The organism is Amycolatopsis balhimycina FH 1894, assembly GCF_000384295.1.
GTDB classification, from domain to species: domain Bacteria; phylum Actinomycetota; class Actinomycetes; order Mycobacteriales; family Pseudonocardiaceae; genus Amycolatopsis; species Amycolatopsis balhimycina.
Window position 1 is genome coordinate 10,814,808 of the sequence record NZ_KB913037.1, and the last position, 14,657, is coordinate 10,829,464.

General features: G+C 70.6%; 9 protein-coding genes. 5 read left to right on the top strand and 4 right to left on the bottom strand.

Going from position 1 to position 14,657, the window contains the following annotated elements:
- Positions 1 to 10 precede the first annotated feature (10 nt).
- Together A3CE_RS0149500 and A3CE_RS0149505 are read right to left on the bottom strand one after the other, a co-directional pair.
- Positions 11 to 1,363, bottom strand: a complete 1,353-nt coding sequence (locus tag A3CE_RS0149500) for a hypothetical protein (RefSeq protein WP_125591738.1) — start codon at positions 1,361 to 1,363, stop codon at positions 11 to 13.
- Positions 1,360 to 1,620, bottom strand: a complete 261-nt coding sequence (locus A3CE_RS0149505; protein ID WP_020647573.1) for a hypothetical protein — start codon at positions 1,618 to 1,620, stop codon at positions 1,360 to 1,362. The genes A3CE_RS0149500 and A3CE_RS0149505 overlap by 4 nt, the downstream gene beginning before the upstream one ends.
- 131 nt (positions 1,621 to 1,751) lie before the next feature.
- Between A3CE_RS0149505 and A3CE_RS0149510 the strand changes: the two genes are divergently transcribed.
- Positions 1,752 to 4,592 (top strand): AfsR/SARP family transcriptional regulator, encoded by a 2,841-nt coding sequence (locus tag A3CE_RS0149510; RefSeq protein WP_020647574.1) that lies wholly within the window; start codon positions 1,752 to 1,754, stop codon positions 4,590 to 4,592.
- A gap of 57 nt (positions 4,593 to 4,649) precedes the next feature.
- On the opposite strand, the gene A3CE_RS59165 is transcribed toward A3CE_RS0149510, so the two are convergent.
- Positions 4,650 to 5,423, bottom strand: coding sequence for a hypothetical protein (locus tag A3CE_RS59165; RefSeq protein ID WP_245589763.1), 774 nt, complete (start codon positions 5,421 to 5,423; stop codon positions 4,650 to 4,652).
- 993 nt (positions 5,424 to 6,416) lie between these two features.
- Between A3CE_RS59165 and A3CE_RS53110 the strand changes: the two genes are divergently transcribed.
- From A3CE_RS53110 to A3CE_RS59170, 4 genes are all read left to right on the top strand, one after another.
- Positions 6,417 to 7,439, top strand: a complete 1,023-nt coding sequence (locus tag A3CE_RS53110) for a ParB/RepB/Spo0J family partition protein (protein WP_020647576.1) — start codon at positions 6,417 to 6,419, stop codon at positions 7,437 to 7,439.
- A 276-nt stretch (positions 7,440 to 7,715) separates the two neighbouring features.
- Complete coding sequence (locus A3CE_RS0149525) at positions 7,716 to 8,678, top strand: ParB/RepB/Spo0J family partition protein (protein WP_245589765.1); 963 nt, start codon at positions 7,716 to 7,718, stop codon at positions 8,676 to 8,678.
- 63 nt (positions 8,679 to 8,741) lie between these two features.
- Complete coding sequence (gene hppD / locus A3CE_RS0149530) at positions 8,742 to 9,815, top strand: 4-hydroxyphenylpyruvate dioxygenase (protein ID WP_026469632.1); 1,074 nt, start codon at positions 8,742 to 8,744, stop codon at positions 9,813 to 9,815.
- A 129-nt stretch (positions 9,816 to 9,944) separates the two neighbouring features.
- Entirely contained in the window at positions 9,945 to 12,362 is a 2,418-nt protein-coding gene (locus A3CE_RS59170) for an aminotransferase class I/II-fold pyridoxal phosphate-dependent enzyme (RefSeq protein ID WP_020647579.1), read from the top strand.
- On the opposite strand, the gene A3CE_RS0149540 is transcribed toward A3CE_RS59170, so the two are convergent.
- Complete coding sequence (locus A3CE_RS0149540) at positions 12,340 to 14,637, bottom strand: penicillin acylase family protein (protein WP_020647580.1); 2,298 nt, start codon at positions 14,635 to 14,637, stop codon at positions 12,340 to 12,342. The genes A3CE_RS59170 and A3CE_RS0149540 overlap by 23 nt on opposite strands.
- Positions 14,638 to 14,657 lie beyond the last annotated feature (20 nt).

Consider the following 14,657-nt stretch of genomic DNA (forward strand, 5'->3'; position numbering starts at 1 on the left):
CCTTCCGCCGTTACGGGAGCCCATTGGCTGCCCGATCCAGAATTGTTTTTACGGCGTTTCCCTGGTTGTCGAGAAACGCGTAGTGTCGCTGCACGGCGGCATCCGGATCGTTGATGGAGGCCCCGAAGAACTTGCCGAAGAACTTTGCTTCATAGAGTCGCGCCGGGCCGATGAACTGCTGTCCGGTGCTGTCGATGTCGGCACTGGTTCCCGGCGCGCCGCCGACCACCGTGACGGTCTTCAGTGCCTGCGCGGCAGCGAAGAAGTAGGTCGGGAGCGTCTCCTTCGCCACGAACTGGACGATTTCGGAGAGTGACCTGGTGATGACTCCGGAAAAATTTCCCTTGGCGTCCCGCTCGCCACGGAAGAATGGATGGTAAGCGTGATTGGGGAAATCTTCGTCGTAGCGAATCTCGAACAGTCGCGGTGGTGGAAAATGGGTGAATCCGTGCCCGGCGTGGGGATCTGACTGCAGCGAGCGTTCCAGGCTGATCTGGTTGGCCATGTCGATGGGAATGTTCGTGTTGCCAGGGGGCGGTTTCTTCGTGTCCCGTAGCAGCTTCGCGATCGTGCCGCCCTTTCTCAACTGCCTGGTGAAGGCTTCCTCGACGACCTGGCGGACGGTGCTCATGATGAGGCAACGCTGCTTGAGGGTGCCACCGGTGTCCGGGATCGTCAGCACGATGTCCTGGATGTTGCAGCCCCAGATGCGAAAGCTGCCGGACGCCGCGAACCCGTTCTTGAACTCGTCCAGTGCGGCAGCATTCGCCGCGCCGTCCTCGCCCATGTCCGGCTGGAAGTCGATCGCGGCCCTGCCGTCGGTGTCGTCCGGATCGCGCCGGGTGCCCGCGCCTGCCGGAGTGTTGAACAGGACCGGACCATCGACGAAGGCGTGAGAGAAGACGCTCAGTTCGAGCACGGAACCGCGTGGTGCTTTCCGGACCGAATGGTAAACGTTGACAATCGACACCGCGTGGTCTGATCCAGCCGCTTTGGTGTCGGCAATCGGCTGCCATTCCACGAAGGACTTGGGATCGTGCGCGGGATCCAGGGTGCCGTGTTTCGTCACGAAGTTCGCGTCCAACGTGGTCCAGTTCCGCTGAACATGGCGGGCTCTCGGGTCGTCGACCACTGATTTCCGCGTCTTGAAATTGTGCTCGTAGATCTGCACTGCGGCCGCATGGCTGTCGAAGTGAATGAACCGCAGCACGGTGTCCGCTTTCACGACTGCCGTGGGCCTGTTCCGATGCCGCCAGAACTGGGCGACCAGTTCGCCGACCCGCAACCATGCGCATCTGGCGAAACCGTCGTCTTTTTTTTCTGGGAGGCCGCTGGCCAGGATTATGAAGAGCGGATCAGTCATCGTCGTGCGCTCCTGTCAAGATGAGCGATTGATCGGGAAACGTGTGACACCGGCGGCTTGCCGTGGTCGTCCCCGGCCCTCAGCCACGGCGTGAACGTCACCGTGGCGCCCGCCGGCAAGGGCTGGTCCGGCGTGAGCGTCTCGCCGGTCAGGTCGTCGACGCGGAGCAGCCTGACGAGCTCCGGCGACGAGTGGCCGGTAATCAGGTGCAGGTCGGTGGCGGCCGTGTCCGCCCACTTCAGCCGGACGATGGTCATACCGTGTCCCCCCGGTCGCGCTTGCGGCTTCCACCGTCGCAGCGACGGTCGACAATTCGTCGACAACCCGTCGACACCTTGCCGAACGTGCTTCGGCGTATCTGGCGGCGCGGCCGGTTCACCTGTAGGGCGTGAGGGCGGATTCGGGGAACGAACCGGACGACGACGCGGACGGGCCGCGGTTCCAGGTGCTCGGGCCCTTCGAGCTGCGGGTGCGCGACCGGGTCCTGGAGCTCGGCGGGTTCCGCATCCGCACGCTGCTCGCCCTGCTCACGGCGAACGCCGGCCGCGTGACCTCGGTGGGAACGCTCGTCGACGCCCTGTGGGAAGCCGAGGCTCCGCGCGACGCCCACCGGACCGTGCGCAGCTACGTGTCACGGCTGCGCCACTCGCTGGTGCCGGCGGCCGGGCTGATCACGACCCACCCCGCCGGATACCTGCTGCAGCCGCCACCCGACGCGGTCGACGCCGCCCGGTTCGAGCGGCTGGTCGCGGCCGGGAGGCGAGTTCTGGCGACCGAGCCGTCGACGGCGGCCGGGCAGCTCACCGCCGCTCTCGAGGTGTGGCGCGGGGACGCCTACGCCGAGTTCCGTGACGTCCCGCAGCTGCGCGCCGAAGCGACGCGGCTGCACGAACTGCGCCTCGGCGCGGTCGAGGACCGCATCGACGCGGAGCTCGCCACCGGTGTGGGCGCGGGCTTGGTGGAGGAGCTCACCGGGCTCACCCGGCGCCACCCCGGGCACGAGCGGCTGTGGGGACAGCTGATGACCGCGCTGTACCGGGCGGGCAGGCAGGCCGACGCACTCGACACGTTCGCCCGTGCACGCACAGTACTTGTCAAACAATTCGGCCTGGACCCCTCGCCGCGGCTCGTCGAGGTGCACCGGCGGGTGCTGGCGAACGACAGCAGGCTCGAGGCGCCCGCCGCGGTGACCGTGCGCGCCGAGCCGGCCCGGTCGGTGCGCAGCGACCTGCCGGGCGACATCGCGGACTTCGCGGGCCGCGGTGCCGAGCTGGACCGGCTGCTCGGGAGCGGGCTCGACGCGGCCCCGCTGGCCATGGTCATCGAGGCGCTGGACGGCATGGCGGGCGTCGGCAAGACGACGTTGGCGGTGCACGCCGCGCACCGGCTGACCGAGCGCTATCCCGACGCGCAGCTGTTCATCGACCTGCACGGCCACACACCGGGCCAGTCGCCGATCGCCCCGACGGCCGCGTTGGACAGCTTGCTGCGGGCGCTCGGTGTGTCGGGCGAGCGGATCCCCGCCGACCTGGACGCGCGTGCCGCGTTGTGGCGCGCCGAACTGGCGGCGCGCTCGGTGCTCGTCCTGCTGGACAATGCCGCCGACGCCGCGCAGGTGCGCCCGCTGCTGCCCGGCACCGCGCGGAGCCTGACGCTGATCACCAGCAGGCGCCGGCTGGTCGACCTCGAGTCCGCGCGCACCTTGTCGCTGGACGTGCTGCCGGTGGCCGACGCGGTCGCGCTGTTCGCCGGTGTCGTCGGTGACGAGCGGGCGACCGCCGAGGCCGACGCGGTCCGCGACGTCGTCGAGCGGTGCGGCCACCTGCCGCTGGCGATCCGCATCGCCGCCGCGCGGCTGCGCTCGAGACCCGCGTGGACCGTGCGCTACCTGGCGGACCGGCTGGGGGAGGCCTGCTCCACGCTGGCCGAGCTCTCGGTGGGGGACCGCAGCGTCGGGGCCGCGTTCGCGTTGTCCTACGAGCGGCTGGACGAGCCGCGGCGGCGGATGTTCCGGCTGCTCGGGGTGCATCCCGCCACGGAGATCGACGTGCCGGCGGCGGCCGCCCTCGCCGGGGTGTCGCGCGCCGAGGCGAACGCGCTGCTGGAAAGCCTCGTCGACGACCACCTGGTGCAGCAGCCGGTCACCGGCCGGTACCGGCTCCACGACCTGGTCCGCCGGCACGCGTGCGCCGTCGCGCTGACCGAGGAGCCGGAGCCGGCCCGGGCCGAGGCCCTGCGCCGGGTCGTGGACTTCTACCTCCACACCGCCTACGCGGCCAGCCGCCTGCTCGACCAGCAGCACCCGCCCATCGACCTGGGCGAGCCGGCCGCCGGCTGCGTCCCGGTCGCCTTGCCGGACGACGTCGCGGCGATGGCGTGGTTCGACACCAACCACCGGTGCGTGGTGGCCGCGCGGGTGGCGGCCGAGAACGCGGGCAGGGACACCGCCGTCTGGCAGCTGGCCTGGACGCTGGACAACTTCCACTACCGGCGCGGCCACCTGCACGAGAACATCGACGCCTGGCGCGCGGGCCTGGCGGCGGCCGAACGGCTGGACAACGCCGGTGTCCAGGCCCGCGCGCACCGGCGGCTCGGCCTGGTCTACGCCCCGCTCGGCCGTCGGGAAGAGGCGCTGGCCCACCTGAACCGGTCGTTGGCGCTGTCCGAGCGCATCGGCGACACGCTGGGGCAGGCCGGTGCCCACTTCGTGCTGGCGCTCGCCTGGACCCACCAGGGTGACGATCACCGGGCGCTCACCCACGTCACGAGTGCGCGGGATCTCTACCGCGAGGTCGGTGACGAAAAGTGGGAAACCAGGGCGCTCAGCATGATGGGTGCCTGCCACACCCGGCTGGGCCACCACGTCCGGGCGCGCGCGTACTGCGAATCCGCGCTGGCCCGCTGCCTCGAGCAGAACGACGTCTACGGTCAGGCGGACAGCCTGGACAACCTCGGCGCGATCGCGGCCGGCACCGGCGACAGTGCCGGGGCCCTGCGCCACTACGAGCGGGCCCTGGACCGCTGGCACCGGCTGGACAACACCTATCGGCAGGCGGCCACCCTCACCGCGATGGGTGACGCGCACCGAGGCCTCCGGCGGGCCGGCCAGGCCCGGGCGGCCTGGCACCGGGCCGCGGCCCTCTACCGGGATCAGCACCTGGACGAAGCCGCGCTGGGAGTCGAGGCGCGGCTGACCCGCACCGGCCCGGAGGGGACCGGCCGGTCCTGACGACGGCCGGGTCCGCACCGGGCCGCTTCCGGGCCGTGCGCGTCGCTCGCGGTGCGGTCAGGCGCACCAGCCGGTGAACGAGTGGTCCGCCTGGTAGCGGAGGTTCACCGTGCGGGTGTCGGCCGGGATCGCGATCGGCCCCGGCCGGTCCGGGTCGAACGCGAAACCGCCACCGACGAAGGTCACGCGCTTCTCCGCCGGATCGGCGGGGCTGTCACCGATGGCCCAGATCTCGATCGCGGTGACCTTGCGCCCGAAGTGCGCGGCGACGAACAGGTGGTTCCGGCCGTTGCAGGGGATGGATACGTAGTCGTCGTCGGCGGCGGGGGCCAGCATGGCGAAACCTTCTTCCGATGGTGCGGGCTGGGTGGGGTCGACGCCGGGCCAGTGGTCGGCGACCGACGAGATGTCGTAGCCGGGTGCGACGTCGCCGCGGTACTGCTTGGCGACCGCACCGGCGGGGATCGTGGGATCGCCGTCGAACTTCGCGATCCAGTAGTGCGGTTCGGCGACACCGGCCCCCCGGAAGGCCGCCCGGACGGACGGCCAGGTCGAGGCGTTGCAGTAGACCGTCGGATCCGCCCCGGCGGCTCGGCGCAGCCGCACCCAGCCCGGTGCTTGCGCGGGCGTGGCGTCGCCGGGCTCGACGTCGAGCACGTGGCCGGCGTCGGTCGACGCCTTCTTGACGATGCGGACCTTCACCGCGTGCGGGAATCGCGCCCAGTCCGCGTCGGTCCAGGGCTCGATCTTGATCTTGTCGACGTATCCGGCGACCATGGCCGCGGTGCGGGGGATGTTCGCCGCTGTGACAGCGTCGTACATGGTGCGCATGCTGCCTCCGTTCTCCAGTTCCGGGCCGGGTTCGGCGAGTCCCACGGTGTCAAGGCGCGTCCACAAACCGTCGACACCGCCGGCCGGGCCACGGTCCTGCCGCCCGTCATGGACAACGGGGTGCCGGCCTGGTGGGCCGTCCACAGTGGATCGGCCGGCCCGGATCCGATGGTGTCCGCCGGATCGTCCGGCTCGAAGGCGCCGACCGGTCACGGGCGCGCTGCTCATCCACGGGCACCTCGACGCCGAGGCCGCCGACCCGTCGGTGTTCCGCTCCGTGGACCTGCTGGGCCGCGAAGTGGATCCCGAGAATGCCCGCCGGGCTGCGCCGGCGCGGGCGTCACCGGATTGCGGCTACACCTCCGAGACGACCGCGGCGGGAACTTGCCGTTCGCGCGGAGACCGCCTCGCCACCCTCGGCTTGCCGCTTCTGCGCCTTCGCCGTGAAACTTACCCACGTCGCCCGTGCCGGCCTCCGCGCGTCCGGACCGGTACCCGGCACTGGGCGCAGCACCTCGCGAAAGCGTTCACCCGGCTCCGCGCATCCCCCGGCCCACCGGATCCGGCGCCTGCCGGGACGCTCGCACCACGATTTCCCGCCGGAAACCGGCCACGGCAGCGGCTTCCGAAACCCGCGGCTTCAGGCAAAGATCGAATCGGGAACTCGCTGAACGGGCTATCGCGCTGGACCATTGATTACCCGGATTTGGTTGCGCTGAAATAACAGTCGCTCGTCGATTATAGTTGATCTCCGTGAACGGGTGCCCCGGTGTGCGGAAGGGAGTTCGCCGCCTTCGCCCGCTCTGCGGTGTGTTGCTTAATCACGGTCGAATCAGCGAAGATCGCGGGAGGTCACGGATCAGTGTCGGCTGCTCGCCAGGCTGGTTCGAACAGCCGGATCCGGACCTGGGGGTGGCGTTGGATCTCAGGGGGAGAGACTGCATGATCGACCTGAATGCACGTTCGTTGCGCTCAGCGACCGCACATCAGGAAATGGTGACGATACCGATCCTGTCCTTGCGTCCCGGTGAGTCGCCACGGCTGAGAGGTGAGGACAAGAGGCATGTCGCGCGGCTGGCGGAGACGGATTCGCCGTTGCCGCCCATCCTGGTCGACCGGCGCACCATGCGGGTCATCGACGGGATGCACCGGTTGATGGCGGCCTCCATGCGCGGCCAGGACACGATCGACGTCGAATTCTTCGACGGCGATCCCGAAGATGCCTTCCTGCAGGCCGTGCGGGCGAACGTCACGCATGGTTTCCCGTTGTCCCAGGCCGATCGCCGGGCCGCCGCGATCCGGATCGTCGCTACGCATCCCCGCCTGTCGGATCGGGCCATTGCCGAGGTCACGGGCCTGGGCGCCAGGACCGTGGCGTCGATCCGGCGGTCCAGTGGCCCGGCGCCGGAGGCGGCGACCCGGATCGGCAGGGACGGCAAGGTGCGTCCGCTGGACAGCGGGGAGGGGCGGCGGCGAACGGCGGAGTTCATCGCCATGAACCCGAACGCCTCTCTGCGGGAGGTCGCGCGGGGCGCCGGTGTTTCCCCCGGTACCGCCCGGGCCGTCCGCCAGCGGCTCGAACGCGGTGAAGAGCCGGTACTGCCCCAGCCGCGGCGGAGCGGGACGACGGCGAAGGCCGGGAAGGAGGCCGGGCCGGCCGAGCCTGCGGACGGCGAACCCGGCACGGCAGCCGGTGCGGGAGTGGACGAGGGAGCCGCCGAGCCGCCGGTCACGGAGCACGAAGCGGCCCTGTTCGCCCTGGACAAGCTGGTGCGTGATCCGTCCCTGCGGCACAACGAACAAGGCAGGCGGCTCCTGCGGCTCCTCCAGCACACCGCAGCCGAGGCCAAGGACTGGCTCGGGGCCGCCGAGGCCGTTCCGCCCCATTGCCTGGCGACGATCACGAGCGTGGCCCGCCACTTTTCGGCGATGTGGCTTTCCTTCGCGGAGGAACTCGACGACCGTGCGGTGATCGCCGACCCGTGGGGAGACCGCCCGGCAGACGTCACGAAGTGACCGCCTGGCGACTCCGAGGCCGCGGTTCGTCGCGGGCCGAATGCGCGGCGGCGCGTCCTGGCCTCGTATCGCGTACGGCGAAATTGTGAGCTCCGCCGCGGCAAAGTTTCGATGATTTCGTCGTACTGATTGACGGTGTGCCAATTATTTCCCGTGTTCGTGTTCAACTGCGCGGATGATGGCAGTTGAACACGGTGACGACCGGCCGGCCGCTGGGGCAGGGTGGTTCATTGCCCGCGAGAGCGCGGTTCGGGCGAAATTCCGAAGGAGGGGGCATTGCAGTTCGCGCCGCGTCACACCGATCTGCATTCGACAGAAGAAGTAAGAATCAGTGTGTTGTCCATGGGGGGCTCTCCGCGACTCGGCGGCGAGAATCCGGAGCACGTGGAGATGCTGGTCGCCGCCAGTGCGTCACTGCCGCCGATCGTGGTGCACCGGCCCACCATGCGGGTCATCGACGGTATGCACCGGCTCCGCGCCGCAATGCTGGCCGGCCGGACGACGATCGCGGTGCGGTTTTTCGACGGCACCGAGGACGACGCCTTCATCCTGGCCGTGGAATCCAATATCGCGCACGGCCTGCCGCTGTCGTCCGCCGATCGCCGACGGGCCGCCGAGCGCATCGTCGCGACTCACGGCCGCTGGTCCGATCGGATGATCGCGTCGGTGGCCGGCATCTCCACCAAGACGGTTGCCGAGATCCGCCGGGGTGCCGGCGACGGTGTGGCGGCCGTCCCGGCCCGCATCGGCCGGGACGGCCGGGTCCGGTCCGTCGACGTGAGTGCGGGCCGCAGGCTGGCCCACGAGCTGATCGTCGGTGATCCCAGCCTGTCGTTGCGCCAGGTCGCCCGCGCGGCGGGGATCTCCGCGGAGACCGTGCGGGACGTCAAGCACCGGTTGCTGCGCGGTGAGGACCCGGTGCCGCGGAAGCGGCAGGGGAAGCTCGCGGGAGAGGCCGAGGGCCGGTCCGCCGGGTCCGTCGCCGGCTGGCGTGAGGTGAAGCCGCCGCCGGCCATCGTGATGGCGCGGCTGAAAGCCGATCCCGCGCTGCGCCTCAACGAGAGCGGGCGTGATCTGCTGCGGCTGCTGAACATCCACATGGTCCGGTCGGAGGACTGGAACAGGATCATCGACAGCGTGCCGCCGCACAGCACGGAAAGTATTGCCGAGCTGGCGCGTTTCTGTGCCGATAAATGGTCTGAAATCGCAGCTCGTATCGCAGAGAAAGGGGTTGGCTAGGCGTGGCGCATTGCGCGCCTGCCTCGTCGGTTATTTTTCGAGAATCAGCACGGAGGTGTCAGGGTGGAAATAGAATCAGTCGATCACGTGGAACTGTTCGTCGAAGATGCGGAGGGAACAGCGGCGAGGTTGTGCGGCTCCTTCGGGTTCGCGCTCGCCGGCCGGGGTCGCGCGAGCACGGGCTTGCGCGGTTGCGAGTCGGTGTTCTTGCGTCAGAACGACATCGCGCTGCTGCTGACCACGGCCACCAGCCCGGACCACCGCGCGGCCGAATACGTGCGGCACCACGGCGACGGCGTCGGGGTGATCGGCATCGGGGTCGACGACGCACACGCCGCGTTCGCCGCGGCGGTGGAACGCGGGGCCGTCCCCGTGGCCCCGCCCGAGGAGTTCGGGCCCGCGGGCGCGCGGGTCACGTTCGCGTCCGTGCTCGGTCTCGGCGACATCGAGCACCGCTTCGTTTCTCGTGAGCAGCCAGGGGGTCCGTTCGCGCCGGCCATCGAAGAGATCGGTCCCGGCTCGCCCGGCGGCCTGCTGCGGCGGGTCGACCACTTCGCGGTGTGTGTACCCGCCGGTGAGCTGGACGAAGCCGTCCGCCGTTACCAGGAGATCTTCGACCTCACCCAGATCTTCGAAGAACGGATCATCGTCGGTTCGCAGGCGATGGACTCGAAGGTCGTCCAGAGCCGGTCCGGGATGCTGACGTTCACCGTCATCCAGCCCGACACCACACGCGATCCCGGCCAGATCGACGCCTTCGTCGAGGCACACGGAGGGGCCGGCGTGCAGCATGTCGCCTTCCTCACCGGCGACATCACGGCCGCGGTGCGCGCCGGCGCGGAGCGCGGTCTGCGTTTCCTGTCCACGCCACCGAGCTACTACGAGGCGCTCCCCGCCCGGCTCGGCGAGATAGGCGTGCCGCTCGACGAGCTGAGGGCGCTCGACATCCTCGCCGACCGCGACCACACGGGCGTCATGTTCCAGATCTTCACGGAGTCGACGCACCCGCGGCGGACTCTCTTCTACGAGCTGATCGACCGCCGCGGAGCCAGGACGTTCGGCAGCAACAACATCCACGCCCTGTACGAGGCCGTCGAGCGCCAGCACGCGGCGGACGCGGCGGGCCGCCGTCCCTGAAACACCAGGCGCGTTTCGGGCGTGCTCGGGCACCGAGGGCGAGCCGTCCGCCCCCGGCGATCGAAGATCGGACACGAGGTGCGGACCAGGAGCAGGACCGGCGCCGTGCCACCGGGAACGGGAGCTGTTATGGAATTGACGCTCGATGGGATCGCGTGGCGAGCCAGGGAGCGGCTGGACCCGGAGGTCTGGGATTTCATCGAAGGCGGCGCGGGCGAGGAGCGGACGCTCGCGGCGAACACCGCCGCGTTCGACCGGGTCCGGCTGCGGCCGTCGGTACTGCGCGGGGTGCGCCATCCGGAGACCGTCGCGAAGATCCTGGGCCGGACCTGGGACGCTCCGGTGGCGGTCGCTCCCGTCGCCTACCACACGCTCGCGCACCCGGAGGGTGAGCTGGCCACCGTACGGGGAACGGCCGCCGCGGCGAAGGTCCCGGTGGTGGTCAGCACCTTCGCGAGCCGCACCTTCGAGGAACTCGCCGCCGAAGCCACGGTGCCCCTCTGGCTCCAGGTCTACTGCATGCGGGACCGCCGGGTGACCGCACGCCTGGTCGAACGCGCCGGGAACGCGGGCTTCGAGGCGCTGGTCCTGACCGTCGACACGCCGCACCTCGGCCGCCGGCTGCGGGACCTGCGCAACGGCTTCCGGCTGCCCGCGGGCACGGTCCCCGCCAACCTCGAAGGCGACGGCTTCGCCGAGCCCTCGTCGCACGCGCGCTGGGCGTTCGACCCCGACGTGGACTGGTCGGTGGTGGACTGGCTGCGTTCGGTCTCCCCGTTGCCGATCCTGGTCAAGGGGATCCTCACCGGCGCCGACGCGACGCGCTCGGTCGAGGCGGGCGTGGACGGCATCGTGGTCTCCAACCACGGAGGCCGCCAGCTCGACGGCGTGCCGGCGACGCTCGATGTCCTGCCCGAGGTCGTCGCGGCCGCCGGTGGCCGCGTCCCGATCCTGGTGGACGGCGGGGTGCGCCGTGGCCGGGACGTGTTGGCGGCGCTCGCCCTCGGCGCCGACGCGGTCCTCATCGGCCGCCCGGTTCTGCACGGCCTCGCGACCGGCGGGGCCGACGGCGTCAAGGACGTCTTCACCATCCTCCTCGACGAGCTGACCGACGCGATGTCGCTGGCCGGTCTGCGCACCATCGCGGACGCCGGCCCGCAGCTCGTCAGCCAGGTACCGCCGGACCGCCGCACGGACGGATCGGTGACCAGGGCGGGTGCGCGTGACGGCACGGGGAACGGGGGAGAGCTGCGCTTGGCGGATCTCCACGCGAGTGTCGCCGATCCCGCCATGGACACGATGAACTTCCTGAACGAGGTGACGTCGCGCTACCCGGGGGCGGTGTCGTTCGCGCCGGGGCGGCCGTACGCCGGGTTCTTCGACACCGAGCAGATGTTCGGCTATGTGCGACGGTATCTGGATCACCTGGCCGGACAGGGCCGCTCGCCCGCGGAGGTGCGCGAAACCGTGTTCCAGTACGGGCCTGCCGCCGGGTTGATCCGCGAGCTGATCGCCGGCTCGCTGCGCGCGGACGAAGACATCGAGGTGCCGCCGGAGTCGATCGTGGTCACGGTCGGCTGCCAGGAGGCCATGTTCCTGACGCTGCGGGCGCTCATCTCGGGTCCGGACGACGTGCTGCTGGTCACGAATCCGTGTTACGTGGGGATCACCGGGGCCGCCAGGCTGCTGGACGCGGAAGTGGTCGCCGTCGAAGAGGACGAGGACGGCCTCTCGTGCGGCGCACTCGAAGCCGCGGCCGAGGCGGTGCGGGCGCGCGGCAAGCGGCCTCGGGCCGTCTACGTCGTCCCGGACCACGCGAACCCGTCCGGCGTCACCATGCCGCTCCAGGCCCGGCGGGCGCTGCTCGACCTGGCCGCGCGGATCGGCGTACTCGTCTTGGAGGACAGCCCGTACCGGCTGGTCAGCCCGGGTGCGCGGGTACCGGCGCTCAAGTCGCTGGACCGGACGCGCCAGGTGATCCACCTGGGGTCCTACGCCAAGACTGTGTTTCCCGGTGCGCGAATCGGGTTCGTGGTCGCGGACCAGCCGGTGGTGGCTCCGGACGGCGGCACCGGGCTGCTCGCCGCCGAACTCGCCAAGATCAAGAGCATGGTCACCGTGAACACCTCACCCCTGAGCCAGGCGGTGGTGGCCGGTGCGCTGCTCGAGTCGGGCGGCCGCCTTTCGGAGTTCACCACGGAGACGGCCGCGCACTACGGGGAAGCCATGCGCTTCACCCTGGAATGCCTGGAGCACGAATTCCCGGCCGAGCGCAGGACCCGGCTGGGGGTGAGCTGGAACGCGCCCAGTGGCGGCTTCTTCCTGACCCTGCGGGTGCCGTTCCGCGCCGGGAACGCCGCGCTCACCCGGTCGGCGAAGGACTTCGGGGTGATCTGGACGCCGATGTCGTACTTCTACCCGCAAGGCGGCGGCCGGCACGAGATCAGGCTCTCGACCAGCTACCTGACGCACGCCGACATCGAGGAGGGCGTCGCCCGGCTGGGTGCTTTCGTCGAGTCGGCGGCTACGCGCCGGGGAGCAACGTGAGCACGCTCTCCGCGTTGCGCTCGACCGCGGCTCGGCTGTAGAGCAACGGGAAGTACGTTCCGGTCCGCCAGCCCTCCAGCAGGTCACGGTAGTGCGGGCCGGCCACGTCGCCGGATTGACCGGGGGCGTTGATCGCCTTCGAGTCGTCCCAGTGCCCGACATCGAGCGCCATTTTGAACGACGCGCCCACGCCCTGCTCGTAAGTGGCCGGGTTGTAGCTCGAGACGTCCACCGTGTACCCGGATCCACCCCGCTCGACCGGGCCGACGTGCCGTCCGGTGGTGCTCAGGAAAACGGTGTGCTGCAGGGTGCCCCACCGCCACTTGCCCGGATCGTCCCCGAGCTTTCCCCGTACGTCGGCGTAGGCGGCACCGAGTGTGGTGAGCAGCAGGCGGTCCCTGGCGGCCGCGCCGCCGGGTCCGAACCACTCGCCGGGGTGCTCGAGTGCTTCGAGCATCAGGGAAATGTTCCCACCGGGGATCCGCGCGAGCGACGCGGCTTCCTCGTTCAGGAACACGCGGAGGAACGCCGGCACGAGGTGGTTGGTGAACCACGGCTCGTAGAGCGCGGTGGCCGCCGAATCGACCTGGGCGACGCCGTCGTACCCGCGGAGCAGGTCCAGTGCCCGCCCGGTGCCGGGATCGGTGCTCCGCAGCCCGGTCACCAGCGGCAGCAGGCGCAGTGCCGGCAGCGACAGCTGGTCGTTCTGCAACCGGACCGAGTCGTCCACCGACTGCCGCCGGCCGGCGGAGAGCACGTCGTCGATGCGCTGACGGCGGTACGGCGGTTCCCATTCGTACCCCACCTGGAACGGATGGCCCGCCGGCACGTTGTAGTCGTTGGCGGAGGCGATGAAGCCATCCGGGGGGTTGTAGGAGCGCGGCAGGGTGGCGCCGTCGTGGAAGCCGGTCCATTCGTAGCGGCCGTCTCCCGGGGCGGGGAGCAGGCCGTCGTAGCCGGACCGCTTCGGCGCCAGCCCGGCGGTGACCCAGCCGATGTTCCCGCCGGTGTCGGCGTAGAGGTGGTTCTCGGGTGGCCCGCCCCAGTGCCGCAGGGCGGCGGCGAACTCGCCGAAGTCCCGCGCCCGCAGGTACCGCAGGGAGCCGAGATACGGTGCCGTCCCCGGTTCCGTCCAGGTGGTGCGCAACGCGTAGGCCACGTGGTGTTCCCCGTCGACCCGCAGCACGGGGCCGTGCCTGGTGAACTGCAGTTCGACCCGTTGCGGTGGTCCGCCCGCGACGGGCACCTCCTCGGTGACCGTGCGGAACGGCTCCCACGCGCCGCGGTAGCCGTACCGGCCGGGGGATCCGGGGTCGAGCCGGTAGACGTACAGGTCCTCCTGGTCGATGCCGAACACGGTCAGTCCGAACGCGACCGTCTCGTTGTGTCCCAGGGAAACCCCGGGCAGGAACGGCTCGCCCGCCCCGATGACGTCCAGCCCCGGTGTCGACAGGTGGCTGATGTACCGCAGCGGCGGCGCGGTGAGCGCCCGGTGCGGGTCGTTGGCGAGCACCGGGCGTCCCGTCGCGGTTCTCGCCGGGGCGACCACCCAGCCGTTGCTGCCCTCGGCCATCGCGGCGGTGCCCGGCGGCGCCGGGGCGGGCTGCCGATCGGCTTGCCCGGCGGGCTCCAGGACGTCCGCCGGCACCGAGCACGGGTCGAGACCGTCCGGGACGGCCGGGGTGTGGGCGGGCTGCAGCGCACGGGAGAACGTGCCGGCACCGATGCCGCCCGCGCAGACCAGACGCGACCGGAACACCTCCGACGCGGCGTTCATGGACAACCCGTGCTTGCGGATGCGCACCACGTCCTCCGGCCGCCACCGGGATGGCGCGAAGCCGAATTCCCGGAATTCCGGCGGCAGGTTTTCCGGATGGCGCTCGAGCCAGTCCACCTGCGCGTTGATGCCCTCGGTGAAGCGGGTCACCGCCAGCTTCGCTTCGGGACCGTACGCGGCCCATTCGCGCTCCATGTCGCCGCGGTAGAGGAGCAGGCGGGCCGCGCGGTCCTGCCGGACGAACGACGGGCCGAGGATCTCCGAGAGCAGGCCGAGACCGCTGCGCCGCCACACGTCCATTTGGAACAGCCGGTCGCGCGCGGCGGTGAAACCCTGGGCGAGGAACAGATCGCCGGCGTTCCGCGCGTAGATGTGGGGCACGCCCCAGTGGTCCACGACGATCCGCACCGGACGGCTCAGCCCGGGGATTTCGGAGGACTCGGTACGCGGCCCGGCGATCCCGGCCGGGGGAGCCAGGCCGAGCAGCAGCACGGCCACGGCCAGTACCGTGCCCGCTC